General features: G+C 64.0%; 24 protein-coding genes and 1 pseudogene. 15 read left to right on the forward strand and 10 right to left on the reverse strand.

Features of this window, described 5'->3' with window-relative positions; all coding sequences use genetic code 11:
• Window positions 1-54 precede the first annotated feature (54 nt).
• On the reverse strand, window positions 55-1,152 hold the full coding sequence (locus QOL57_RS16800) for an alkene reductase (protein ID WP_089235691.1): 1,098 nt from the start codon (window positions 1,150-1,152) through the stop codon (window positions 55-57).
• A 133-nt stretch (window positions 1,153-1,285) separates the two neighbouring features.
• On the opposite strand from QOL57_RS16800, the gene QOL57_RS16805 reads away from it, so the two are divergent.
• Window positions 1,286-1,867 carry a TetR family transcriptional regulator gene (locus QOL57_RS16805; RefSeq protein ID WP_089235690.1) on the forward strand — a complete coding sequence of 194 codons (582 nt, stop codon included), beginning with the start codon at window positions 1,286-1,288 and terminating at the stop codon, window positions 1,865-1,867.
• A 90-nt stretch (window positions 1,868-1,957) separates the two neighbouring features.
• On the opposite strand, the gene QOL57_RS16810 is transcribed toward QOL57_RS16805, so the two are convergent.
• A complete protein-coding gene (locus QOL57_RS16810; RefSeq protein WP_089235689.1) occupies window positions 1,958-2,851 on the reverse strand; it encodes a LysR family transcriptional regulator in 894 nt (297 codons plus the stop codon).
• A 109-nt stretch (window positions 2,852-2,960) separates the two neighbouring features.
• Between QOL57_RS16810 and QOL57_RS16815 the strand changes: the two genes are divergently transcribed.
• The 3 genes from QOL57_RS16815 to QOL57_RS16825 all read left to right on the forward strand — a co-directional run bounded on the left by QOL57_RS16815 (window position 2,961) and on the right by QOL57_RS16825 (window position 5,709).
• Window positions 2,961-4,019, forward strand: coding sequence for an alpha/beta hydrolase (locus QOL57_RS16815; protein WP_089235688.1), 1,059 nt, complete (start codon window positions 2,961-2,963; stop codon window positions 4,017-4,019).
• The gene (locus tag QOL57_RS16820) at window positions 4,016-5,224 is read left to right on the forward strand and encodes an MFS transporter (protein ID WP_089235687.1); all 1,209 of its coding nucleotides are present in this window, start codon (window positions 4,016-4,018) and stop codon (window positions 5,222-5,224) included. The genes QOL57_RS16815 and QOL57_RS16820 overlap by 4 nt, the downstream gene beginning before the upstream one ends.
• Window positions 5,225-5,361: 137 nt before the next feature.
• Complete coding sequence (locus QOL57_RS16825; protein WP_089235686.1) at window positions 5,362-5,709, forward strand: cyclophilin-like fold protein; 348 nt, start codon at window positions 5,362-5,364, stop codon at window positions 5,707-5,709.
• A 140-nt stretch (window positions 5,710-5,849) separates the two neighbouring features.
• On the opposite strand, the gene QOL57_RS16830 is transcribed toward QOL57_RS16825, so the two are convergent.
• Window positions 5,850-7,169 (reverse strand): outer membrane protein transport protein, encoded by a 1,320-nt coding sequence (locus QOL57_RS16830; protein ID WP_089235685.1) that lies wholly within the window; start codon window positions 7,167-7,169, stop codon window positions 5,850-5,852.
• A gap of 261 nt (window positions 7,170-7,430) precedes the next feature.
• Between QOL57_RS16830 and QOL57_RS16835 the strand changes: the two genes are divergently transcribed.
• From QOL57_RS16835 to QOL57_RS16865, 7 genes and pseudogenes are all read left to right on the forward strand, one after another.
• Window positions 7,431-8,057: a TetR/AcrR family transcriptional regulator gene (locus QOL57_RS16835; protein ID WP_089235684.1), complete on the forward strand. Its 627-nt coding sequence runs from the start codon at window positions 7,431-7,433 to the stop codon at window positions 8,055-8,057.
• A 65-nt stretch (window positions 8,058-8,122) separates the two neighbouring features.
• Window positions 8,123-9,235 carry an efflux RND transporter periplasmic adaptor subunit gene (locus tag QOL57_RS16840; RefSeq protein ID WP_089235683.1) on the forward strand — a complete coding sequence of 371 codons (1,113 nt, stop codon included), beginning with the start codon at window positions 8,123-8,125 and terminating at the stop codon, window positions 9,233-9,235.
• Complete coding sequence (locus QOL57_RS16845; protein WP_089235682.1) at window positions 9,232-12,297, forward strand: efflux RND transporter permease subunit; 3,066 nt, start codon at window positions 9,232-9,234, stop codon at window positions 12,295-12,297. The genes QOL57_RS16840 and QOL57_RS16845 overlap by 4 nt, the downstream gene beginning before the upstream one ends.
• A gap of 79 nt (window positions 12,298-12,376) precedes the next feature.
• Window positions 12,377-12,652: pseudogene (locus QOL57_RS16850) on the forward strand (beta-ketoacyl synthase N-terminal-like domain-containing protein); the annotation flags it as partial.
• Window positions 12,653-12,686: 34 nt separating this feature from the next.
• Window positions 12,687-13,616 carry a beta-ketoacyl-ACP synthase II gene (locus QOL57_RS16855; RefSeq protein WP_280521843.1) on the forward strand — a complete coding sequence of 310 codons (930 nt, stop codon included), beginning with the start codon at window positions 12,687-12,689 and terminating at the stop codon, window positions 13,614-13,616.
• Window positions 13,617-13,678: 62 nt separating this feature from the next.
• Window positions 13,679-14,254, forward strand: a complete 576-nt coding sequence (locus tag QOL57_RS16860) for a TetR/AcrR family transcriptional regulator (RefSeq protein WP_198512172.1) — start codon at window positions 13,679-13,681, stop codon at window positions 14,252-14,254.
• An 86-nt stretch (window positions 14,255-14,340) separates the two neighbouring features.
• Entirely contained in the window at window positions 14,341-15,528 is a 1,188-nt protein-coding gene (locus QOL57_RS16865) for a serine hydrolase domain-containing protein (RefSeq protein WP_089235681.1), read from the forward strand.
• 12 nt (window positions 15,529-15,540) lie between these two features.
• On the opposite strand, the gene QOL57_RS16870 is transcribed toward QOL57_RS16865, so the two are convergent.
• From QOL57_RS16870 to QOL57_RS16885, 4 genes are all read right to left on the reverse strand, one after another.
• The gene (locus QOL57_RS16870) at window positions 15,541-17,187 is read right to left on the reverse strand and encodes a phosphoethanolamine--lipid A transferase (RefSeq protein WP_343238822.1); all 1,647 of its coding nucleotides are present in this window, start codon (window positions 17,185-17,187) and stop codon (window positions 15,541-15,543) included.
• Window positions 17,188-17,254: 67 nt separating this feature from the next.
• On the reverse strand, window positions 17,255-17,647 hold the full coding sequence (locus QOL57_RS16875; RefSeq protein ID WP_089235679.1) for a diacylglycerol kinase: 393 nt from the start codon (window positions 17,645-17,647) through the stop codon (window positions 17,255-17,257).
• Window positions 17,648-17,707: 60 nt separating this feature from the next.
• Window positions 17,708-18,928, reverse strand: coding sequence for a HAMP domain-containing sensor histidine kinase (locus tag QOL57_RS16880; protein ID WP_089235678.1), 1,221 nt, complete (start codon window positions 18,926-18,928; stop codon window positions 17,708-17,710).
• A gap of 45 nt (window positions 18,929-18,973) precedes the next feature.
• The gene (locus tag QOL57_RS16885; protein ID WP_089235677.1) at window positions 18,974-19,669 is read right to left on the reverse strand and encodes a response regulator transcription factor; all 696 of its coding nucleotides are present in this window, start codon (window positions 19,667-19,669) and stop codon (window positions 18,974-18,976) included.
• A 123-nt stretch (window positions 19,670-19,792) separates the two neighbouring features.
• Between QOL57_RS16885 and QOL57_RS16890 the strand changes: the two genes are divergently transcribed.
• Window positions 19,793-20,332, forward strand: a complete 540-nt coding sequence (locus tag QOL57_RS16890; protein ID WP_089235676.1) for an NADPH-dependent FMN reductase — start codon at window positions 19,793-19,795, stop codon at window positions 20,330-20,332.
• Between the two features lie 41 nt (window positions 20,333-20,373).
• Here the strand turns inward: QOL57_RS16890 and QOL57_RS16895 are convergent, their stop codons facing one another.
• Window positions 20,374-20,829 (reverse strand): hypothetical protein, encoded by a 456-nt coding sequence (locus QOL57_RS16895; protein WP_089235675.1) that lies wholly within the window; start codon window positions 20,827-20,829, stop codon window positions 20,374-20,376.
• Between the two features lie 94 nt (window positions 20,830-20,923).
• On the opposite strand from QOL57_RS16895, the gene QOL57_RS16900 reads away from it, so the two are divergent.
• A complete protein-coding gene (locus QOL57_RS16900; RefSeq protein WP_089235674.1) occupies window positions 20,924-21,886 on the forward strand; it encodes a helix-turn-helix domain-containing protein in 963 nt (320 codons plus the stop codon).
• Between the two features lie 37 nt (window positions 21,887-21,923).
• Here the strand turns inward: QOL57_RS16900 and QOL57_RS16905 are convergent, their stop codons facing one another.
• Complete coding sequence (locus tag QOL57_RS16905; protein ID WP_244900588.1) at window positions 21,924-22,700, reverse strand: chromate transporter; 777 nt, start codon at window positions 22,698-22,700, stop codon at window positions 21,924-21,926.
• Window positions 22,701-22,708: 8 nt separating this feature from the next.
• A complete protein-coding gene (locus QOL57_RS16910) occupies window positions 22,709-23,173 on the reverse strand; it encodes a chromate transporter (RefSeq protein WP_244900587.1) in 465 nt (154 codons plus the stop codon).
• 172 nt (window positions 23,174-23,345) lie between these two features.
• On the opposite strand from QOL57_RS16910, the gene QOL57_RS16915 reads away from it, so the two are divergent.
• Both QOL57_RS16915 and QOL57_RS16920 read left to right on the forward strand, forming a co-directional pair.
• Complete coding sequence (locus QOL57_RS16915) at window positions 23,346-23,693, forward strand: RcnB family protein (RefSeq protein ID WP_089235673.1); 348 nt, start codon at window positions 23,346-23,348, stop codon at window positions 23,691-23,693.
• A gap of 231 nt (window positions 23,694-23,924) precedes the next feature.
• On the forward strand, window positions 23,925-25,274 hold the full coding sequence (locus tag QOL57_RS16920; RefSeq protein ID WP_089235672.1) for a chloride channel protein: 1,350 nt from the start codon (window positions 23,925-23,927) through the stop codon (window positions 25,272-25,274).
• Window positions 25,275-25,278: the final 4 nt, after the last annotated feature.

The raw sequence follows: 25,278 nt of genomic DNA on the forward strand, positions 1-25,278 counted from the left end.
CTCTTGGAATTGGAAGGGGCGAACGGGGTGTGCAGCGCGGCGCTGTCGATCGGGTTACTGCGGCGCCGTATCGGTCAGGGTGGGGTAGTCGGTGTAGCCCTCCGCACCGCCGCCGTACAACGTCGCCGGATTCAGTGCGTTCAACGGCGCGCCGGCTTTGAGGCGTTCGACCAGATCGGGATTGCTGATGAAGGCACGGCCAAACGCGATGAGGTCTGCCTTGCCGGCGGCAAGCTGCGTGTTGGCCAGTTCAAGGTCGTAACCATTGTTGGCCAGGTAGGTGCCGGTGAAGCGCCGGCGCAGGCTGTCAAAGTCGAACGGCGCTACGTCGCGCGGGCCACCGGTAGCACCTTCCACCACGTGCAGGTACACGATGCCCAGTGCGCTGAGCTGATCGGCGATGTAGTCGTACTGCGGCTGCGGGTCGCTGACGGTGGAAATCGCGTTGGCCGGAGAAACCGGCGAGATGCGCACACCGGTGCGATCGGCACCGATCTCCTGTGCCACGGCGGCGGTGACGTCCAGCAGCAGGCGCGCGCGGTTCTCGATCGAACCGCCGTATGCATCGGTGCGCTGGTTGGCGCCGTCCTTGATGAACTGTTCCAGCAGGTAGCCGTTCGCACCGTGGATTTCGACCCCATCAAAGCCGGCGGCGATGGCATTGGCGGCGGCCTGGCGGAAGTCGTTGACGATGCCGGGCAGCTCGTCGATCTCCAATGCGCGCGGTTCGGACACATCAACAAAGCCGTTGTGCACGAACGTCTTGGTCTGCGCACGGATGGCCGAAGCGGAGACGGGTGCGGCGTGGCCGGGCTGCAGATCCACGTGCGAGATGCGGCCCACGTGCCAGAGCTGCACGAAGATGTGCCCGCCACGTGCGTGCACGGCGTCGGTGACCTGGCGCCAGCCGTCGATCTGATCCTGCGTGTAGAGCCCGGGCGTGTCCTGGTAGCCCTGGGCCTGGGCCGAGATCTGGGTAGCCTCGGTGATGATCAGGCCGGCCGAGGCCCGCTGGGCGTAGTAGCTGGCCGCCAGCGGGCTGGGCACCAGGCCGGCATCGGCGCGGTTGCGCGTCAGCGGCGCCATCACGATACGGTTGGCCAGCGTCAGCGGGCCAAGCGGGTAGGGCTGGAAGAGTGTCGTGGTCGTCATCTGATGTGGGGCTGGTGGTCGTTGCCGCAATGATGATGACCGTAATCCATGATGTCAATGGTTTGATGATGAACGTAATCCATATATGCTAGACTGCCGCCCTTCCGCAGCACAGCCCCTGGGGCATCGAGTCATGAAGGTCACCAAGGCACAAGCGCAGGCCAACCGGGCGCACATTGTCGAAACCGCATCCACGCTCTTCAGGGAGCGGGGCTACGACGGTGTGGGCGTCGCAGACCTGATGGCGGCCGCAGGGTTTACCCACGGTGGCTTCTACAAGCATTTCGCCTCCAAGACCGACCTCATGGCCGAAGCCTCCATCTGCGGCCTGGCGCGATCTGCCGACGCCGCAGCGGGCATGGATCTGGCGGGATTTCTTGGCTACTACCTTTCCCGGGAACATCGGGATGACCCAGGCCACGGCTGCACGATGGCCGCGTTGAGTGCCGACGCCGCGCGCCAGCCGGCAGCGGTCAAGGCAGCCTTTGCGGCCGGCATTGATGCCCAGGTAGGGCGCCCTGCCGGCGAGGATGATCCGTCGAGCGAGCACGCCAGCCCGGAGGCGCGTGCGCGCCGGATAGCCCTGATGGCCATGGCCGTGGGCGCGGTGGTGCTGTCCAGGTCCTGTCCGGATGATTCGCCGCTGGCGGACGAAATCCTGGATGCGTGCCGGGCGGCTGTCATGGCGCGCCTGTCGGATGCGCCCGATCGCTGAGTCGCGCCTGCGCGCGTGCGTCTGGGCCGTCAGCCGGCGCGCGCGATGCAGGCCGCCGTGCTTCAGTCCGACCTGTTGCCGCCGCGGAACTTAAGCGTCCCGCTTCAGCCAGGCCACCAGCGCCGAAAAGGCCGGCGAGGGCTGCCGGCGGTTCGGGTAGTACAGGTGATAGCCAGGGAAAGGCACACACCATTTGTCGAGCACGGCAAGCAGCCGGCCCTCGGCAATGTGATCGGCCACCATCGGCTCAGGCACGTACGCCAGGCCCAGGCCGTCCAGGGCGGCATTGATCACGTGGATCATGCTGTTGAACACCAGTGGTCCGTCGCCGCGCACGGTGAACTCCTTGCCCTTCTCCTCGAACTCCCACGCATAGATGGCGCCATTCGGCCGATGCCGGATGTGCACGCAGCGATGTTGGGTGATATCGGCGGGCTTCCTTGGCTTGGCATGCTTCTGGAAGTAGTCGGGCGATCCCACCACCACCAGCCGCCAATCCGGCCCGACCCTGACCGCGATCATGTCCTTGCTGAGCGCCTCGCCCAGCCGGATGCCGGCGTCGAAGCGCTGTTCCACCACGTTGGTGAAGCCGTAATCGACGTAGAACTCCAGTGTGATGTCCGGATACTCGGCGAGGAATCCGGCAAGGCGAGGGCGGATGATGGTCTCCATCGAATCGTCCGTGCAGGAGATCCGCAGGGTTCCGGCCGGGCGATCGCGCAGATCCCCCAATGCCTCCACACTGGCGCCGATGGCCTCGAAGTGCGGTGCGATGGAGCGCATCAGGCGCTCGCCCGCCTCGGTCGGGGAGACGTTGCGCGTGGTCCGGGCCAGCAGCCGGATGCCCAGGCGCTCCTCCAGCAGCCGCATGGAGTGGCTGAGCGCCGAGGGTGTCACTCCCAGGCGAACAGCTGCCTTGGTGAAGCTCTGCTCCTGTGCCACCACCAGGAAGGCCTGCAGGTCGTTGGTCTTCACGCTGCTCATGGGTCAATTGTGAGCTCAACTCAGTAATGCATCAACTTTCAGCCGGCTTATCGCGGTAGCAGGCGCCGCCTATCGTGGCGACCTGAGTTCCCACTGAGGCCGTCCGCACATGAAACCCACCACGCTGCTGCTGGCACTGATTGCCAGCCATTTCGTTCCGCAGTCGGCCGTGGCCGCCGAGGCACCGGTCGCCGCAAGAACCGCCGGCGCCGACAATTTCTACAGAAGCGCCAGCGTAAAAGGCGAGCGCGTCAGCTTCCGCAACCAGTACCAGATGGAGGTCGTGGGCACGCTGTACCGTCCTCAGGGCCCGGCGCGGGGTGGCCGCGCACCAGCCGTGGTAGTCGGTCATCCGATGGGCGCAGTGAAGGAGCAGAGTTCACAGCTGTATGCGCAGAAGCTGGCTGAGCAGGGCTTCGTTACGCTGGCGATCGACCTATCCTTCTGGGGTGAAAGCGCCGGTACGCCTCGGCACCTGGTGTCGCCGGAAATCTACTCGGATGACATCAGCGCGGCGGTGGACTTCCTGAGCACGCAGTCGTTCGTGGACCCGGAACGGATTGGCGGCTTGGGTATCTGCGGTAGTGGCAGTTTCGTGATCAGTGCTGCGAAGATCGATCCACGCATCAAGGCAATCGCTACGGTCAGCATGTATGACATGGGCGCCGCTGTGCGCCAAGGGTTGAACAACACGCAGTCGCTTCAACAGCGCAAAGCGATGATCCAAGCGGCGACGAAGCAGCGCCTGGTTGAGTTCAACGGTGGGCAGGCCGCCTATGTGCCGGGCACCGTGAACACGCTGGATGCCGATACGCCGGACGTGCAGCGTGAGTTCTTCAATTTCTACCGTACGCCGCGCGGTGCCTATGCGGCCACAGGCGAGCAGCCCGAACGAACCACCCAGCCGCTGTTCAGCAGTCTGGTGAAGTTCGTCAACTTCTATCCGTTCAACGACATCGAAACTATTTCACCGCGGCCGATGTTGTTCATCTCGGGCGACAATGCACACTCCCGTGAGTTCAGCGAAGACGCGTACGGCAGGGCAGGCCAGCCAAAGGAACTCTACTGGGTGAAGGGCGCCGGTCACGTGGACCTGTATGACCGCACCGACCTGATTCCCTTCGCCAGGTTGGCGACGTTCTTCCAGCAAGGCCTGGCTGGGAAATGAGCAGTAACGACGCGACGGCCGAACGGGCCAACTGGGGCGGTGTGCTGGCGATGACGCTGTGCGTGTTCGCACTGATCGCCTCTGAGTTCATGCCGGTGAGCCTGCTCACGCCCCTGGCGGCTGACCTCGGTGTGTCCGAAGGGCTGGCCGGGTATGGAATTGCCATCTCCGGCGCCTTCGCAGTGCTGACCAGCCTGTCGATCTCCCGGTTGGCCGGCAGCATCAACCGGAAGACGCTGCTGCTGACGCTCACCGCAGTGATGGCGGTGTCGGGCCTGGTGGTGGCGATGGCTTCCAGCTACCCGATGTACATGATGGGCCGGGCGCTGATCGGCGTGGTGATCGGTGGGTTCTGGTCGTTGTCTGCGGCCACGGCCATGCGCCTGGTGCCTGCAGCGCAGGTGCCGCGAGCACTGGCGATCTTCAATGGCGGCAACGCGCTGGCGACGGTAGTGGCTGCACCCTTGGGCAGCTACCTTGGCGGCGTGATCGGATGGCACGGGGCATTCCTGTGCCTTCTGCCTGTGGCAGCCATCGCGCTGGCATGGCAGTGGCTGTGTCTGCCTTCCATGCCCGCAGAAGGAAGGCAATCCCACGGCGGGGTACTGGCCCTGCTGCGGCGGCGGGTAGTGATGCTGGGCATGGCGGCGTGCGGCGCGTTCTTCATGGGGCAGTTTGCCGTGTTCACCTATGTGCGCCCGTTCCTGGAGAAGGTCACGGGTGCAGGGGAATCCGCGGTTCCGCTGGTGCTGCTGGCCATGGGTGCAAGCGGCTTTGTGGGCACGCTCGCGATCGGGGCATTCATCAGGCGCGGCCTCTACCGCACATTGGTGGCGGTTCCCACCGTGATGGCGGTGATTGCAGTAGCGCTGGTGCCGCTGGGTTCACACCTGTGGCCGACCGCCGTACTGCTTTCCGCATGGGGCCTGCTTGCCACGGCTGCACCGGTGGGCTGGTGGAGCTGGCTGGCGCGCACGTTCACCCACAATGCTGAAGCCGGCGGCGGGCTGATGGTGGCGGTGGTGCAGTGTTCGATCGCGCTGGGGTCCTCCCTCGGCGGCCTGCTGTTGGACAGCGCTGGCTTCGCCAGTACGTTTCTGGCCAGTGCTGGCCTGCTGTTGTTCGCGGCCTTGCTTGCCTATGTCACGGCCGCCGATGCTGCATCCGCGTCCGGCTCGGCGGTTGCCGCGGAAGCCCGAGGCTGATGGGACGCGCGGCGTGGATCATTGGGCAGTTGCTTTCGCTTTGCCTTGCATTCGCGGCGGTGTCTGCATGTTCTGCCGAGCAGAATCAACACGCCGCTGCGCTCATGGAAACGGCACCCAACCCGAAGGTTCCTGCAATGAAGATTCGGCTGATCATCAACGACCATACACTGTCGGCCACGCTGGAGGACACCATTCCCGCACGCGAGTTCGCCGCCCAATTGCCCATTAAGCTGCAGCTTGAGGACTATGCTGCCACCGAGAAGATCGCGCAGCTGCCGCGTAGCCTCAGCATCACCGGCGAACCGGAAGGGATCACGCCAGTGGCGGGCGATATCGCCTTCTACGCACCGTGGGGAAATCTGGCGATCTTCCACAGACCGTTCGGCTACTCGAAGGGGCTGGTGCTGCTGGGACGTATCAACGGAGGCCTGCAGGCCCTCCGTGCCGAGGGGCCGCTGGTGGTTCGCATGGAATCCGAGTAGCGGTTGGCTGCCGTGCTCACTGCGAACCGTTTCTCTGTTGGCGACAAGGCCTGGCATCCGCCTTTGTGATCGGGATGACCAAGGCGGCTGGCGGCTTGCGCCGCCAGCCTACGGACGCGGGAGGGGACCCGCCCGGTGCTTTAGAGGTAGTAGGCGGCTGAAAATGCCACGATGTCTGAGCCGACGTCGTACTTGCCCTGCAGGCTGCTGCCCGTCGCCGAGACCACCGACACTTCCGGCTTGTCCAGGAAGAGATGCGTGTAGCCGAAGCTGTATTCAGCCGACTCAGAGGCTCGATACGTAGCGCCCAAGGATAGCCACTTGCGGTCGCTGTCTGGCACACGGACATCACGGATATCGTCTGTCACAGGGCTCTGATCGGTCGCGATACCCGCGCGGAGCGTTAGCTTCTGGCTGTAGCGATACTCCGTACCGATGGAAGCAAACGTTGTATCCCGGTAGCTGAAGTCCAGAGCCCGACTGGGCTGAGCAGAGTGGAAGTCCAGCCTGATTTCGGCGAACTTGGACCACGCGGTGCGTGTGACATCGGCCATGACCGTCCACCGGTCGTTGACCTGGTGGCTGATGCTGCCGGTCAGCGTGGCGGGAAGATTGAGCGCAGTGCTTGCGTTGGTGTCGACAAACCAGCCAGGACGCGCCGCTGCCAACAATGGTGCGGCGGTCGCTGGAACCCCGAAGCGTACCTCTGCGTCGTTGAGCTTGTGTTCCACCCTGGATCGATAGGCGATGCCGATATTGGTTCCCTCTACAGGGGTGAAGAGCCCACCGAGGGTGAAACCAACCGCGTCATCCTTGGCGTCAATGTGCGTGTGGCCATCTGCACTTCCCGGAGAAAAGCCTGGCGCCCGTGCGCCGGCGAGCACGGCGCCGAAATCGACCGCATCATGAAGCTCCGCTTCCACACGCTCGACAAAAACAGAGGCGCCGAAGGAGACATAGGGATTTACGTCGTAAGAAAGCGACAAACCAAGGTCAACCGATTTGATCTCTGTCTTGATCCCGTTGTAGCGACCTATCCAGTTGCTCTCATATTCGGTCTTGAAGCCAAAGGGCGCCGTCAATGAAAGTCCCAGGTGGGCCTTCTCACCCAATGGGGTATGGAAATAGAGGGCAGGGATGGGGCTGGTGTCACCTGCGTCCCCGCCATCACCTCCAGAGAGCGGACGTCCCGGGGCATCGCGGCCCTCGCCTTTGAAGTCCACGGTGTAGTTCACAACACTTGCATCGGCTTGGAACAGTCGCCCATCAAGGAGGCGCATGGCAGCAGGATTGTCCGCTATCACCGATGCGTCGCCTGGCGCACTGATCGAGCCCGCAAAGGCGCGGCCCAGGCCCTTTGCACTTTTCTCCTTCAACTGGAATGCAGCAGCCTGCGCAGTGCCGGTCGTGCCTGCCAATGCACTCAGTAGCGCCAGCGCAAGTATCGTTTTTGCGGTCATTGCTTGCCCTCCACAGGCAATTGTCGATGCGGCGGTTCCCATGGGGAGATTCTTGATTGAGAAGGCGCTCCTCACGGCGTGAGACGGCTCGGATTTGGTGCGTAGCGCGCATCCCGGTTGCCGGAGTCATCGCCCAGCTGAGCCGCCCCGATTATTGGACCTGTGACCATATACGTCAATCGTCACTTTGAATCGAATAGTGGACCGATACCCGATCGGTCACCATTTGCCCGCATCACTACGCGGCGCTACCCTTGCCCGATGTCTACTTCATCCTCTGCAGCACTCGACGCCGGACGCGGCCCCGCCGAGCACGACGTGCGCACCCAGATCATCGAGGCTGCCACCGCGCATTTCAGCCACTACGGCTATGACAAGACCACGGTGTCCGACCTCGCCAAGGCCATCGGCTTCTCGAAGGCGTACGTCTACAAGTTCTTTTCCTCCAAGCAGGCCATTGGCGAGGTGATCTGCGCCAATTGCCTCAGTCAGATCGAAAGCGAGGTTCATCAGGCCCTGCGGGGCGTGCAAGCGCCTGCCGAGAGGCTGCGGTTGTTGTTCACCGTCATTGTGGAGGCCGGTCTTCGCCTGTTTCTGCAGGATCGGCGCCTGTATGAAATTGCCGTTGCGGCCGCGACGGATCAATGGCCTTCAGCGCAGGCGTATGAAGGGCGCATCAGGCAGCTTGTTGAAGACATCATCAAGGATGGACGCGCTTCCGGCGCATTTGAGTGCACGACGCCGCTCGAGGACACCAGCCGTGCGGTCTACCAGGTCCTGCTTCCTTATCTGAACCCTGTAACGCTGCCGCACCTGGCGCCCCTACACAAAGAAGCGCCAAGTGCCTTGCAGGAGTTGGTCCTCCGGAGCCTTGAGTCACGCCCGTAGTGACTATTGACTATAGTAGTCACTAGGAACAAAATCCCTCCGGATACCCCACTCCGGAAGACCGCATGCGTCGCCGTTTTGTAGTCACAGCCCTCTCCTGTGTTGCTCCGTTGTTCCTTGTGGCCTGTGGAAAGTCGGATGAAGTCGACCCCCGGACCGCTCCGCCCATCGTCCGGATTGCCCAAGTGCAACCGGGGGCGGGAGGCGCGCGCACGTTCACAGGAACCGTCGCCGCGCGCGTACAGAGTGATCTGGCCTTCCGGGTGGGCGGCAAGGTCACCGAGCGCCTCGTCGAGACGGGGCAGACGGTCAAGCGCGGCGACGTGCTCTATCGGATTGATCCCGTCGATCTGAATTTGGCAGCGGCCTCCCAGCAGCAGGCCGTCATCGCGGCCCGAGCGCAAAGCGTGCAAGCCAACGCTGACGAAGCGCGATACCGCGATCTGGCAGCCAAGGGCGTCGTTTCCCGGTCGGCCTACGATCAGATCAAAGCGGCGGCGAACGCAGCATCGGCACAGCTCAAGGCGGCCGACGCGCAAGCCCGGGTTGCACGTAATGCCAGTCAATACACGGCGCTCGTCGCCGATGCCGATGGGGTAGTCATGAACATCTCCGCTGAGCCCGGTCAGGTCGTGGCGGCGGGGCAGATCGTCGCCCGGCTTGCCCGTGCAGGCAGTCGGGAGGCCGTGGTCCAGTTGCCCGAGACGCTGCGACCCCAGATCGGCTCCGTGGCCTCAGCATCCTCGTTCGGGGGAAGCGGCAAGATCCCCGCACGGTTGCGCGTGCTCTCTGAATCGGCAGACCCTGCCACCCGGACCTTCGAAGCCCGCTACACCCTGGAAGAGGGCAGCACGGCGCTGCCGCTGGGTTCCACGGTGGCGGTCGAACTTGCAGGCGCAGCACCTGCCGGTGCGTCGGTCGGCGTCGAGGTGCCGTTGGGCGCGCTGTTCGATCCTGGTACCGGTCCCGGCGTCTGGGTGATCGGTGGTGAACCGCTCAGAGCCCATTGGACGCCGGTCGCCGTCAAGCAGTTGGGTGATGACCGGGTCGTGGTTGAGGGGGCCCTGAAAGCATCGGATCGCGTGGCTGCCCTCGGCGCCCATCTACTCCGCGAAGGGCAGGTGGTTCGCATCGCTGAGACCGCCAGGAACGCCGCTGCAAACGGAGCCCACCAGTGAGTGGGTTCAATCTGTCGGCACTTGCGGTGCGCGAGCGTGCCATCACGGTTTTCCTGATCTTTCTGGTCTCCGTTGCCGGCATCGTTTCCTTCTTCCAGCTCGGCCGCGCTGAAGACCCTGCGTTCACTGTCAAGGTCATGACCATCGTGACGGCCTGGCCTGGCGCTACGCCAACAGAAATGCAGGACCAGGTCGCCGAGAAGCTGGAAAAGCGCCTGCAGGAACTGCGCTGGTATGACCGCAGCGAAACCTACACCCGGCCTGGCCTGTCATTCACTACGCTGACATTGCAGGATGGCACGCCACCGTCGGAGGTGCAGGATGAGTTCTACCAGGCGCGCAAGAAGATGGCTGACGAAGCGGCAAACCTGCCCGCAGGCGTGATCGGCCCCATGGTCAACGACGAGTACGCGGATGTCACGTTTGCTCTCTTCGCACTGAAAGCGAAGGGTGAACCATTCCGCGCATTGGCGCGCGATGCCGAAACCCTGCGCCAGCGCTTGCTGCACGTGCCTGGGGTAAAGAAAGTCAACATCATCGGTGAGCAGTCCGAGCGCATCTATGTGGAGCTGTCACACGAACGGCTGTCGAACCTGGGCATAACACCGCAGGACGTGTTCGGGGCGCTGAACGGACAGAACGCGTTGACCCCGGCAGGCTCGGTCGAGGCCAAGGGTCCGCAGATCTTCATTCGCCTCGATGGCGCGCTCGATCAGCTGGACAAGATCCGCGATACACCCATCGTTGCACAGGGCAGGACCCTCAAATTACGGGACATCGCCACCGTCAAGCGCGGCTATGAGGATCCGTCGACCTTCATGATCCGCAACGGCGGTGAGCCGGCCATGCTGCTGGGCATCGTCATGCGCGACGGCTGGAATGGCCTGGATCTCGGCGCCTCACTCGACGCGGAGGTCAAGAAGATCAATGACGGGCTTCCTGTAGGGATGGCGCTGGACAAGGTCACCGATCAGGCCGTGAACATCAGCTCGTCGGTAGACGAGTTCATGATGAAGTTCTTCGCCGCGTTGCTGGTGGTGATGCTGGTCTGCTTTGTGAGCATGGGCTGGCGGGTGGGTGTCGTGGTGGCTGCGGCCGTGCCGCTGACCCTCGCTGCCGTGTTCATGGTGATGGCTGCGACCGGCAAGAACTTTGACCGCATCACGCTCGGCTCGCTGATCCTTGCGCTCGGTCTGCTGGTGGACGACGCCATCATTGCCATCGAAATGATGGTGGTGAAGATGGAAGAGGGCTATAGCCGGGTCAAGGCATCGGCCTACGCGTGGAGCCATACAGCAGCGCCCATGCTGGCCGGCACCCTGGTCACTGCGGTGGGCTTCATGCCCAACGGTTTCGCCCGGTCCACTGCGGGCGAATACACCAGCAACATGTTCTGGATCGTGGGCATTGCGCTGATCGTGTCGTGGGTGGTCGCGGTGTTCTTTACGCCTTACCTCGGGGTGAAGCTCCTCCCTGAACTCAAGACCGTCGAAGGCGGACACAGCAGCCTCTACGACACGCCGCGCTACAACCGTTTCCGTTCAATCCTGGCGCGCGTGATTGCGCGTAAGTGGCTTGCCGCAGGTTCGGTGATCGGTCTGTTCGTGCTTGCTGTGGTGGGCATGGGGCTGGTGAAGAAGCAGTTCTTCCCCATCTCCGACCGCCCGGAAGTGCTGGTCGAAGTGCAGATGCCCTACGGCACCGCCATCGAACAGACCAGCCTGGCTACCAGGAAGGTCGAAAAGTGGCTTTCGGAGCAGGAAGAATCGAAGATCGTCACGGCCTATATTGGTCAGGGCGCTCCCCGGTTCTATCTTGCCATCTCGCCGGAACTACCGGATCCGGCATTCGCCAAGATCGTGGTGCGTACCGACAGCCAGGAACAGCGCGATGCCTTGAAAGCAAGGCTGCGCCAGGCGGTGGCTGAGGGATTGGCACCAGAGGCGCGTGTGCGTGTGACGCAGCTGGTGTTCGGGCCTTACTCGCCCTATCCGGTGGCCTACCGTGTCAGCGGTCCGGATACGGATGTCATCCGTGGCATTGCGGCCAAGGTGGAGCAGACCATGCACGCCAGCCCGATGATGCGCACGGTCAACAACGATTGGGGCGTGCGCACGCCAACGCTGCACTTCACGCTCGATCAGGACCGCTTGCAGGCCATGGGCATGACCTCGGCGTCCGTCTCGCAGCAGTTGCAGTTCTTCCTGAGCGGCGTGCCGGTCACTGCCGTTCGTGAGGACATCCGCACCGTCGAGGTTGTCGCTCGATCCGGTGGGGAAACGCGGTTGGATCCTGCGCGCATCGCAGACTTTACTCTCGTCGGTGCTGCTGGCCAGCGTGTGCCGCTGTCGCAGATCGGCTCGATCGAGGTTCGGATGGAAGAGCCGGTGCTGCGCCGCCGCGATCGGGTGCCCACCATCACCGTGCGCGGTGACATTGACGATGCACTGCAGCCACCGGATGTATCCACCGCGATCAGCAAGCAACTTGCACCGCTCATTGCCTCGCTGCCCGAGGGCTACGCGATTACCCAGGCCGGCTCCATCGAGGAATCGGGCAAGGCGATGAGCGCGATGCTGCCGCTGTTCCCGATCATGCTGGCGGTGACCCTGCTGATCATCATCCTGCAGGTACGCTCCATCTCCGCGATGATCATGGTCTTCATGACCAGTCCGTTGGGGCTGATCGGCGTGGTGCCGACCCTGCTGCTGTTCCAGCAGCCGTTTGGCATCAACGCGCTGGTTGGATTGATCGCATTGTCGGGCATCCTGATGCGCAACACGCTGATCCTTATCGGCCAGATCCACGAGAACGAAGAAGCGGGGATGGATACCTTCCACGCCATCATCGAGGCGACAGTTCACCGCGCCCGCCCAGTGATCCTCACTTCTCTGGCAGCGGTGCTTGCCTTCATTCCGCTGACCCATTCGGTGTTCTGGGGAACGCTTGCCTACACGCTGATCGGCGGCACCATTGCCGGCACCGTGATGACACTGGTGTTCCTGCCGGCGATGTATGCCATCTGGTTCAAGGTGCGAGCGGACAAGACCCCCGTCGCCTGATGGTGGGCCCAAAGAACCTCCTCCAAATAGGACGTGAGCCATGAGTACTGCCGACAGAGACCGCATTGTGGTGACCGGAATGGGCGTGGTCAGTCCACTCGGCTGTGGAGTTGAAACCGTCTGGTCGCGCCTCCTGGCGGGGCGCTCCGGGATCGGGTCGCTGGGTGCCGAGCTTGCCGCGGGAACCGGCTGCGAAGTCGGCGGCCGCGTGCCTGACCGTATTCAAGATCCCGAGGCAGGTTTCGATTCGACCGGCATCATCGCGCCGAAAGACCTCAAGAAGATGGACCGGTTTGTTGAGTTCGCGCTGGTCGCCGCCCACGAAGCCCTTGAGCAGGCCGGTTGGCGGGAAGCCGATGAGCGTGGGCGGCTGCGAACGGCAACCGTGATTGCCACCGGGATCGGGGGGGGGTGGATCCATCGTCAATGCGGTCCACACCACCGAAAGCCGAGGGCCCGGCCGGTTGTCGCCCTTCACTGCACCCACCTTCCTGGCGAATATGGCGGCTGGGCAGGCATCGATCCGTTACGGGTTCAAAGGTCCGCAGGGCGCTCCCGTCACGGCCTGCGCGGCGGGTGTCCAAGCCATTGGTGATGCGGCGCGTCTCATTCGGTCCGGTGAGGCGGACATCGCGTTGTGCGGTGGGGCGGAGGCGGCGATGCACCGGGTCAGCCTGGGCGGCTTCGCCGCTGCCAAGGCACTGAGTACGTCGTTCAACGGCTCACCCCAGGCAGCCTCTCGCCCGTTTGACGAGCAGCGGGACGGCTTTGTCATGTCCGAAGGGGCGGGGCTGCTGGTGATCGAGCGGCTGGATCACGCGCGCTCGCGTGGTGCCATCCCGCTGGCCGAGCTGGTCGGCTATGGCACCACTTCGGATGCCTACCATTTGACTGCGGGACCCGACGACGGCAGTGGCGCCCGCAGGGCGATGGAGATCGCGCTGGCGCAGGCGGGCATTTCCGCTGAGCAGATCGACCACATCAATGCGCACGCGACTTCGACCCAGGTGGGGGACCGGGCAGAGCTCGCGGCCATGCGTGCCTTGTTCGGCGCCCGTCCAGATCTTCTCATCTCTGCCACCAAGTCCAGCACCGGGCACCTGCTCGGGGCGGCTGGCGGCATCGAAGCAATCTTTACGGTGCTTGCCTTGCGCGATCAGGTCGCGCCGGCGACGCTCAACCTCGGCCGCCCGGATCCGTTGGCAGGCGGGCTTTCGATCGTCGCCGGTGGGCCGCGGAAAGCGGAGATCGAGTTCGCGTTGACCAATGGATTTGGCTTTGGCGGCGTGAATGCCAGTGCATTGTTCAGGCGGATGTGAGCGTGGTTGGCTCCAGCGGCCTCCCAAGCAAAACCGCCCTGCGCTGGGAAGGAGCACGGGCGTTGAGCCGACGTTGGATACTGGATGCAGCCGGCACTGTGTTTGCGGAAGAGGGGTTTGAGAACGCGACGATGAAGCGCATCGCTGAGGCCTGTGACGTCAGCAAGGTCACGATCTATGCCCACTATCGTGACAAGGCGCAGCTCTACGGGGCGGTCATGGACAGCCATCTTGCATCCTTGCCGGTTGCTGGGCTCCACATGCGTGGAACGTTGGATCTTGGCGAAGCGCTGATGCGGATCAACGATGGCATCGGACGGTTGGCGGCAAACCCTTCATGCCAGGCCTTCTGCAGGACGCTCTCGCGTTCGGATCATGCCCGCGCTGTCTACATGGAGCGCTGGCGTGCGGTGCTCCAGCCGTACTTCGATCTCGCCGCGCAGGCGATGGCGACGGCCTCTGCATGCTCGCCGCGTTCCAGTGACAGTGAGAAGTTTCTCAGGCTCATCCTTGCAGAGCATGGCCTGCCAAATGGGGCAACGCCCATGTCTGGAAGCCATGCCACGGTCGCGCTTTTCGTGCGCGCCTATGCACAAAGGCCGTCGGATGCCTGGCAGGCGCCGCCCGAGCGTGGGTGAAGGCACCCGGTCGGCGCATGACTTCATGCACTGCACGATGACTACAAATGTAGTCATCGTCTGTCTGTCCAGTGGAGGAGCCCGCCATGAGAGCCTGTTTGTTCGTCTGCATATTCTTCCTCGCGCTGCGCCCCTGGGTGGCCGGCGCCAACACGCCTGACGCCCTCGCAGCGATCGAGCTGAATGCCCGCAATGCGCGTTCCGATGCGGTCTTCATTGAGCGAGAAGGCTCTGTCCTGCTACAGATCGCGCCCGCCGCCGGTGAAGAGCGTGTCCATCTGATGTCGGCGACCAAGTCCGTCGTCGCCCTGGCTATCGGGCTGCTGCTCGATGACGGCAGGCTCGCTTCAATCGACGAGCCGGTCAGCACTGTTTACCCGGAATGGCGGCAGGGCAGGAAGCGGGACATCACGATCAGGATGCTGATGGACCACACCTCCGGACTGCAGAACGTAGCCAACGCCGGCGTGGAACTGGAGGGCGCACCGGATCTGGTGAAGCTGGCGCTGGCGGCCGAGGTGTCCACCGATCCAGGCACCACGTTCGCTTACAACAACAAGGCCACCAATCTCCTGCCGGGCATCGTCGAACGGCTTGCCGGCAAGCCGCTGGATGTCTACCTCGACGAACGGCTGTTCAAGCCACTCGGCATCTCCGGTCATGCATGGATGAAGGATCAGGCCGGCACGCCCTTGGGCATGGCCGGGCTATCGCTGTCAGCCCCTGATCTGGCGGCGATCGGAAGACTGATGCTGGCCGGTGGCGTCGCCCCGGACGGCGAGCGGTTGCTGAGCGAGCGCTCGGTGGCGTTGATGACTGCCGAGAGCGCACGCTCCCCCGATGTCGGCCTGCTGTGGTGGCGCATCCCCGCTTGGGAGCACTACCGGCTGAAATCAGCGGCAGCAGCCCTCCTGTCTGCCCGCAGCGTGGGCGCCGGGATGCAGGAGGTGCTGCTGGCCACCGAGGGCCGGCTGTTCGACAGCAAGGCAGCGCTGATCAGCTTCCTGGCCGAACGCCTGGGACCTGCCTGGCCACAGCGTTACGCGGCAGAAATCAGCGGGCGCGGACTGAAGCTCAGCGACGTCTTCGACATCGACCGGGGGCCTGTAGCGGCATACGCAGCCAACGGCTATCTCGGCCAGCACCTGGTCATTGTTCCCGGCAAGGGCGTGGTCGCGGTCAGGCAGATCCACCGGCGGGACAGCCACAGCGCTCCGCTCGACGATTACGCCGCGTTTCCCATGGACGTACTGCGTTTGGCGGAGACACTGTGACAGTCGACGGCGCTAGGGGAGGCGGCAGCCCGCGAACACATCCAGGCCCGGCTCGTAAACCCCGCTGCTGATATCGAACAGCCCCAGCAGGGAGTGGAAGAGATTGTCGTGGCTGTAGGATCTGGTGCCCGCAGCATGACGCAGGCAGGCAACCTCAAGTCGTGCATGGGTCGCGAAGGCAGGAGAGAACCACATCACCAGCGGCACCTGAGTCTGCTCCCGTGGCGCTATGAAGTAGGGCGTCCCGTGCAGATACATGCCGTGCTCGCCAAGCGACTCGCCATGGTCGGACACATAGATCAGGGCAACATCGCGCTGGTCCGCGTAGGTCTGCAGCAGGTCGATGGCCTTGCCTAGCAGGCGGTCGGTATAGACCAGCGTATTGTCGTAGGTGTTGACCAGCGCTTCATTGCTGCACTTCTGGATCTGGTTGCTGTCGCAGGTGGGGCTGAATGTCGTGGCATCGGCCGGATAGCGTTCAAAGTACGTGGGCCCATGGCTGCCCAGCTGATGCAGTACGATCAGCCCATCACCCGGCATCGCCTCGATGCGCGCGCCCAGCTGGTGCAGCAGGATTTCGTCATGGCAGGTGCCATCCCGGTTGACACACAATCCAGGCACTTTCAGCGGAGGCATGTCATCGGTGGGCACGCGCTCGCACACGCCCTTGCAACCGCCATTGTTGTTGTCGCGCCAAAGCACGCTGACACCAGTCCGCTGCAGGATGTCGAGCACGTTCTCTTCCGACGCCGCAGCCACACCGTCGTACTGCGACCGCGTCATCTGCGAGAACATGCAGGGCAGCGACACCGCCGTTGCGGTACCGCAGGAGGAAACGTCGCCGAAGCTGATGACGTTGTCTTTGCGTGACAGGTACGGGTTGGTCTGGCGCGGGTAGCCGTTGAGCTGGAAGTTCTGTGCTCGTGCCGTCTCGCCAGCCACCACGACGACCAGGCGGGGGCGTTTGCCGGGTGTGCGGGTGGCATCCTCGCCGACAGCCCGCAATGGTTGCGCCTTGGCGCTGTAGCTGCTCCTGAGATAGCCATAGGTGTGGCGGACCACGTTCAGCGGCAACACCTGCTCGCGGATGTAGCGATTGTTGCGCAGCAACGACGAATACTCCTTGTAGAACGCAAACGACACCGCCGTCAGCACCATCAACGTCGCCAGCACATTTCCCAGCCATACCAGCGCCGCCCGCAGGGGGCGGCCGCTGTTTCCGGTGCGCATGACCAGCAGGACGCACGAGGGCAGGGCGCCCAGCAACAGCACTGTCAGCAGCAGCGGCACCGAGAGATAGGACGTCATCTCGGCCTGGTTGGTCTCCAGCGCGTTCTGCACCATGTCGCGGTCGATCAGCACGCCGTAATGAAGCATGAAGTAGCTGCACGCGGCACTGATGAGAACCAGGAGCGCCAGTAACGGCTTGCGTACATAGGGAAGGACGCCGATCGGCGTGAACAACAGATTGAACAGGCAGAACAGCAGTACCGGCAGGCTGAAGAAGAACAGGGTGCTGCGCAGGTCATGGATGTCCATGACGGACCACAGTGTTTTCCAGAGGGCGATGTTTCCCAGCGTGGCGAAGAACAACGCGGTGCACCACACAAGCACGATCGGATGATGAGGGGAAAGTCTGAAGCATGGACGCACGTGCACAATCCGTTGTACGAGAAGTGCGCGCAGTATCTGGATGCGTTTATCAGGAAGTTGTCAGCTTTCGTGCTCAGCCCAGCAGAACCACGGCCCATACCGTAGCGACCATCAACAGCGCCGTGGTCTGCGCCGCACTGCCCATGTCCTTCGCATTCTTGGAAAGCGGGTGAAGTTCCAGCGAGATGCGGTCGACCACTGCTTCGATGGCCGAGTTGAGCAGTTCCACCATCAGGCTGATGAAGCAGACCACCAGCATCAGGGCGCGCTCGCTTCGGCTGACATCCAGCAGGAAGGCCACGACCGCCAGTGCGCCATGCAGCAACAGCAGCTGGCGGAAGGCCGCCTCTCCCCGAAAGGTGGCGATGAAGCCATCGCGCGAATGGATCAGGGTATGGAAGATGCGGCGCAGGCCGGTCTTTCCGTGCGGGTACTTGCCGTTGCCATTGGGGTGCCCTGGCTGCATTTCGGTCCTGCCTACATATTGAGATCCGGCAAGGATGTGCAGGCCCGTGTCAGGAAGCTGTCAGGTGCCTGCTGCGGCTGGGTGCATCTGCACAGTGAACAGGCAACCTTGCGCCGATGTCTCGACCGTCATCTGCCAGCCCATATGCTCGACCGCACGCTGCACGATGGACAGGCCCAGGCCTTCACCACCCTGCCGGGTGCTGGGCATGAAACGCTTGAACTGCTGCGCATCGATGCTGGGCGGCAGCCCCGGGCCGGTGTCGGCGATCCGCAGCGTGGCACTCCGCAGCTCGACCCGCACTTCGCCTTCTTCCGTGTACTGGCAGGCATTGCGCAGCAGATTCCAGATCACACTACGGGCCAGCTCTGCATTGGTCAGCACCTGCTGGTCCTGCGGCGCATCCAGAACCAAGCGCACCGGCTTTCCCGAAAGCCACGGCGCACATCGCTCCCTGCATTCCTCGATCAGCGCCCGCAGCGGAACGAGGCTGCGCGGCACCGTCCTGGGGTCACGCGAAAGCAGCAGCAGGCAGGTCAGCTGCCGCTGCATCTCTTGCGTGGTGCGCATGATGCGATCGGCGCTGGCCACCAGGTGGCTGTCGGCGGGCAGCTGGTGCACCAGTGTCTCGGCCGCACCACCGATGATCGCCAAGGGCGTGCGCAGCTCATGACTGGCATCGCCCGCAAAGCACTGTTCGCGTTGCAGGAACTGCTCAAGCTCGTCGCTGTGCTGGGCGAAAGCGCGTGCCAGCACCCCGATCTCGTCACGCGCGTCCTGGAAGGGGAAGGGTTTGTGCTTGCTCTGTACGGCATCGGCCAAGTGGGTAATGGGCGCGATGACATGGGCCGCGGTTCGGCGACCGATCCAGAACGCGCAGAGCACGCAGGTGAGGATGACCAGTGCCGCAAAGGCGTTGATCAGATGTTCCAGGTAGGCGTAGTGCTGACCGTCCTGCAGCAGGTAGTAGCGCTGTCCGTCGCTTTCGAAGACCCGTAGATGCCATTCGTTCGGACCCTCTTGACCGTAGTAGCCCAGCCCGTACCTGCGCAGCACCAGAGGGACCGAGCGCGCGTCATACAGCTGGCTGCCTTTCGTCAGTTCCGGTTGCTCGCCACTGGCCAGTGCGGCCTGCAGCCGATGGACCTCGCGGTCCTGGGTCATCGAAACGACGGAGGCTCTTACCTCGTCGTAGTCCACCAGTTCGACCAGCACAATGAAGCCCATGGCACCGGCCATCAGCAGCACGAACGACACCGTGATGCGCGTTCTCAGTGTCATGCTTCGATAGAGCGACCTCAGCGAGCGGCCAGTCATCGGCAGGGACTACTCCGCAGGTGCCAGTGCCGGCCTGTCCAGCCGCCAGCCAACGCTGTGCACCGTGGCAATGAGTGCAGGGTTGAACGGCCTGTCTACCTGCAGGCGCAGCTCATGGATGTGCGTGCGCAGTGCACCGCTCTCCGGCGGCTCGTCGCCCCAGATCAGGTATTCCATCTCCTGCTTGCGCACCACTGCGGGGGCAGCCCGCACCAGGCACATCAGCAGCTTGTGCGTTGTCGGGGTCAGATTGAGGGTGTGGCCCTGGCGCCACGCCTGCGGCGAGCGGGTGTCGACGCGCAGATCGCCCCAGTCCAACACACTCTGGACCTGCCGGCCTTGGGCGCGGCGGACCAGCGCCTTGATGCGTGCGTCCAGCTCCTTCAGGGAGAAGGGCTTGACCAGGTAATCATCCGCACCCAACGCGAGCCCCTGCACGCGGTCCTCCACCGGATCACGGGCGGTCAGCATCAGGATCGGCACCGGGTTCTGGAACTCCTGACGTAGCGCCTGGCACAGTGCCATGCCATCGAGGCGGGGCAGCATCAGGTCAAGCAGAATGGCGTCGTAATGGTTCTGCGTTGCCCTGCGCAGGCCGGTGGCACCATCCCGCGCATCGTCAAGCACGTAGCCCAGTGGCTCGAAGAAGGCGTAGAGATTTGCAACCAGCTCGGGGTTGTCTTCAATGATGAGCAGACGTGTCATAGGCTATGCGCATCCGTGCATGATCAATGGACGTTGAACGACCACCGCTAGTTTGCCACGTGCAACGGGTCGCTGCGGGTCATTGCCGGACACGGCGGCAGGTGCCTGTGATAGCGTGCCGGGATGAAGATCCTTGCCCTATCCGGTAGCGCTCGCCGGCTGTCCACCAACACCGCATTGCTGAGGGCGCTGGAAGAAATCGCGCCACCGGATATCGCACTGGGTACCTACGCCGACCTCGGCGCACTGCCCGTTTTCTCTCCCGATCTTGAAGATCTGCCCTTGCCTGACAGCGTTGTGCACTTCAAGCGCTGCATTGAAGCCTGCGATGGCATTCTGATTTCGAGCCCCGAGTACGCACGAGGCATTCCGGGCGGCCTGAAGAACGCCATCGATTGGCTCGTATCGGGCGACCTTGTGATTGCAAAGCCCATCGCGCTGGTGCACGCATCCCATCGCGGCGACGACATGCTCGCGTCTCTGCGGCTTGTGCTGTCGACAATCAGCTCCCGCTTCAACGAAAAACTGTTCCTGCGCTTCCCCTTCATGAAGATGGAGCCGGAGGCCATTGCCGATGCTGTAAGGCAGCCGGTCAATCGCGGACCGGCGGAGGCCTTTCTTCAGGAATTTTCCCGCTACTGCCAGCGACCAGAGGGTGATTGAACATGATCGTTGGTGCAGTCTGCTGACAAGGGCTTGTGGCGTCAGCGGTTCACCGGTGCTTGCAGATGGGAATACCCCGCGGCCTCCACGAACTGCGGCAGTGTCCACAGCTGGCCGTTGGGCCCCCACGTGCCATCGGTGACATCGCTCACCATGATCGAAGCAGCCAGCCGCTGCGTATCCGGCAGGGCCAGCGATTCCAGAATGGCCTGGTGCACAACCGCCGCGTAACGGGACCGGTGCTGTTCGTCGAGTACGCCGGCGGGTGCGAGGACGTGGACCAGGCACGGAATGACGTGGAGGAAGTCGGCACTGCCGCCACAGCGCCAGAAGCCGGCCGGCACTTCCTCGGCAATCACCCAGCACAGGCCGCGTTGGCGAGGATCAGGCCCCAGGCCGCTGCATTGCGTTGCAGCGGTATTCACCGCGGCGATCATCCGCTCGCGCTGAAGAGCGGTCAGTGCGTCGGCGGGTGTCTTGATGAGGATGGTGGGCATGGTTAGCGCTGGTGGGTCAGGGAGCGCCCATTCAACCGCGCCACGGCGCGGGTCTGAAGTGGCCGATTTGCCAATAATCGCGCAGAATCAGCCAATGCATGATTTCGTCCTGGTGGTGCCGCGCGCGCCCTTTGCCTCCAGCGTCACCCTCACCCTTGATCTTCTGACCACCGCGGCCAAGCTGGCGTGCCGGGTCGGGGTTGCACCGCCGCGCTGGCGGGTCTGCGCGGTGACGCCTGGAATCATCGAGCTTGGTAACGGCCTGCAACTGCAGACAGACAGGTTGCCCGTGCGCTCCTCTGCACGCGAATGCTGGATCCTGCCAGGGCTGGACATCGACGATGCCAGCCAACTCGACGCGCGCTTGGCCCAGCCGGACATTCCGCCTTTGGTCGCTGCGCTGCGTCGCCATGCCAGAGCGGGCGGCACGATTGCAGGCTCCTGTTCTTCTGTGTTTCTGCTCAACGCAGCCGGGTTGCTGGATGGACGCTGTGTGACCACAACATGGTGGCTGGCATCCGCGTTGCGGCGCGTGGCGCCCAACACGCGCGTGGAGCCCGACCGCATGGTGCATGCGGATGGTCCGTTGGTCACTGCTGGCGCCGCCATGGCACACATGGACCTGGTGCTTTACGTCCTGCGTCAGCGCTTCGGCGAGCAGCTCACTGCCATGCTGGGCCAGGCATTGCTGGTCGAGCAGCGTCGCCTGCAGTCGCTGTATATGTCGCCGGCGATGATGGTGCCCGAGAACAACCTGATAGCACTGTTGACCAGCCACATTGCAGAGACACTCCCGGAACCAGTCACCGTGGGCACGCTTGCAGCGCGGGCCAACATATCCACACGCACCCTCAACCGCCAAGTGAACAAGGTGCTCGGCTACGGGCCGCAGCAGTTGATCCAGTCGGTGCGCTTGAACCGGGCGCGGGTGCTGCTGGAAAGCGGCGGGCTTTCGGTGGAAGAGGTGACCGCGCAGGTGGGGCTGGGCGATTCTGCGACGCTCAGGCGATTGCTGCGCAGGCGACTGGGCCTGAATCCTACTCAGGTTCGGGGGTAGGAGCGCACGCATCCCTGCCGGGCGCCGGCATCGCCAGCTACCTGAATTGCTGTACGACCAGCGCAGCAACGACGCACCACAGCACAACCCATACCGCCGATATCCGCGCAACCGCCAACAGCCCGAAGCCCACGGCAGCGATTGCAAGATCGAACGGTGTGCGCACGCCGTCCGTCCACACCGGATCATGAAACGCGGCAGCCAGCAGGCCGACGACGGCCGCGCCAGCCCCGGCCACCGCCCTGGCAGCCCATTGTCGGCGCACCAACTGGTTCCAGATCGGCAATACCGACAGCAGCAACAGGAATCCCGGCAGGAAGATGGCCAGCAGCGCGATCCCTGCACCTGCCACCGCGGGCAGGCCCAGCGGCGTCTCTGCCCCAAGGAACGCGGCCAACGAGAACATCGGGCCAGGCATCGCTTGGGCAGCGCCGTAGCCTGCGAGGAATGTGTCCGGACTGAGCCAGCCACTGTCGACCACCGCATGCTGCAGAAGTGGCAGTACGACGTGGCCTCCGCCGAAGACCAAGGTCCCGGCCTGATAGAACGCGCTCGCAATGCCGGGTGCCGTCGGCACAGCAGAGGAGGGCAGCATAAAGGAAGCCGCCAGCCCGCCCAGAAAAAGCGCAAGGCTGATGGCGCCGCCACGGACGCTGTAGGGGACTGGAAAGACCGCAGCAACAGGCGCCTTTGCACGCCTGCAGAGCCACAGGCCGAGCAGGCCGCCCAACCCCACGGCGATCAACGACCCCCATGCATTGCCTGTCAGCACCGTCACCGCCGCAGCGACGCAGGTGATCAACGCATGCCGCATATCGGGCACTAGTCGGGCACTAGTTGCCGCGCCATACCCAGCAGGCCGTGGGCGACTACCGCGACGGCCACAAGCTTCAAACCGTGGACAACGACCGGGTAGATACCTTGATCCAATCGCGAGGTTGCCACGGCAAGGCCAAGCATCAGCAGCGAAGAGGGAAGGGTGAATGCAACGAATGCCGCCAACGCGCCCCGCCAGCCGCCACGGAACAGGCCAATGGCAAAGCCCATCTGGCTGCTGGCCGGCCCCGGAATGAACTGGCAGACCATCAACAACTGGGCGAAGTGGGCATCATCCAGCCAGCGTCGGCGCTGCACGAACTGGCGATGGAAATAGCCCAGATGGGCGATGGGGCCGCCGAAGGATGTCAGCCCCAGTCTGATGAAGACAGAAAACACCTCCGTGGCGCTGCCGCGGGCCTCCAGCGCGTCATCGGCATCATGTTCGGGCAGGGGCGGCGATCCGGGCACGGGCCGAGGATACACAGTCTGTCTGTCTCTGATTGCAGCACCACAACGGGCGGATGGGCGCGGCGGGCGGACGTCCGGGCGGGCCTGGTGGCGCGCATGGATCCGTTCACGGGGACTGCTCTATATTCCGTGGCACAAGGCCGCATACCGCGGCTGGACCGGGAGCATCCCCATGAAAACCGGACGCTTGCTTGGCATTGCACTTGGCGCCGCAGTGGCTCTGGTCGCCGCACCTGCCTGGGCCGATCCGCCGCACCATGCACGTGGCAACGGACCGCCGCCCCATGCAGGCGGCCCCCACAAGCGCGACGCACCACCGCCGGGCTGGCAGAAGAAAGCATGGCGCCGCGGTGACCGCTTGCCCTGGGCCGAGGTCGACCGGCGCTACTGGGTGGACGACTACGCGCATTACCGTCTGCGCGACCCCGGCCGCGGTCAGCGCTGGGTGCGGCAGTCGGATACGGAATACCTGCTGGTGGAGATCGCCACCGGCGTGATCATCGACGCCTTGCGCCGCTAGAATTACAGGCAGAACCCGCCCGGAGTCGCGCCACCGCTCCGGGGCCTTGGCTTGCGGTCATGGAAACCGGACAGGCCTGGGCGGATTCCTGCTCAGGAGCGGATCGACTGCGTGTATTCCTGCATCCGGCAGCAGTGCCTGGGAAGCAGCCTGCCATTTCACCGGATACAGCAGGCTCAGCCGCCACACTCGCCACTTCCTTGGTGCCACGCGCGCTAGCAGAATCGCCCGATGTTCGATCTTCAACGTCTCCGCGCCCGTATTTCAGCGATGGTGCTGACCGAAGGATGGCGCCGGCGCGCGGCATTGTGGAGCGGCGCGGTGGCCGTAGCACTCGTTGCCATCGTGTTCGCCAAGGCCAGCGATGCCGCCTTCCATGTCTTCCAGCGTGTCATTGCCCATTCCCCGTGGTGGGCGTTGCTGCTCACGCCGGGCATCTTCGCGCTGCTGGCCTGGCTGACCGCCGGTGCGCTCAGGCCCACCCGGGGCAGCGGCATTCCGCAGGTCATCGCATCGCTGGAACAGCCGGACCCGGAATTCCGGCAGGTCAACCTCTCGCCTGCGGTTTCGGCGGGCAAACTGCTGCTGACCTCGCTGTCCCTGCTTGGCGGCGCGTCGGTTGGCCGCGAAGGCCCCACCGTGCACGTGGGGGCCAGCCTGATGTACCTGTTCGGGCGCTGGTTCGGGTTCAAGGATCCCCGCGAGCTGTCGCACTTCCTGCTGGCAGGTGGCGCGGCCGGCATCGCCGCGGCCTTCAATACGCCGCTGGCGGGCATCGTGTTCGCCATCGAAGAGTTGAGCGGGCGCTTCGAGCACCGCTTCTCGGGCACCTTGCTCACCGCGGTCATCGTGGGCGGCGTGGTGTCCTTGGGCCTGCTGGGCAACTACACCTACTTCGGCCACGTTTCGGCATTGCTGCCTCTGGGCCAGGCGTGGGGCGCCATTGTGCTGTGTGGCGTGGTCGCCGGCCTACTGGGCGGACTGTTCGCGCGGGTCGTACTGCTGACCATGTCCGGTCATCCGCGCTGGCTGGGAAGGCTCAAGCGGGACCATCCGGTGGCACTGGCCGCGGCCTGCGGGTTGATCGTGGTGGTGCTGGCGCTGATCTTCGGCGACGGCGCGTTCGGTACCGGCTACGAGCAGGCGCGCAGTCTGGTGCAGGGGCAGGCAATCGTCGGTCACGAGTTCGGCCTGATGAAGCTGCTCGCCAATCTGGCGTCCTACGTGGCAGGCATCCCTGGCGGATTGTTCTCGCCAGCGCTCGCGGTGGGGGCAGGGCTGGGGCACAACCTGGCGGTGCTGATGCCGGCGGTGGATCCGAAGGCGTTCGTGCTGCTGGGCATGTGCGCCTACCTGACAGGCGTGACCCAGGCGCCACTGACCTCGGCAGTGATCTCGCTGGAGCTGACCGACAGCGGCGATCTGCTACTGCCGATCCTGGCCACCGTGCTGATTGCCCGGGGCGTGTCCGGCATGGTCTGCCGGGTGCCGATCTACCGCGGGCTGGCCGAGCAGCTGCTGGCCAGCAGCGCCGTTGCTGGCGGCAACACAGCCACAGCTGCAACACGCCCTGCGGACTAAGCCG

Origin of the sequence: Stenotrophomonas sp. yr243 (assembly GCF_900184195.1) — a bacterium.
GTDB lineage: Bacteria > Pseudomonadota > Gammaproteobacteria > Xanthomonadales > Xanthomonadaceae > Stenotrophomonas > Stenotrophomonas lactitubi.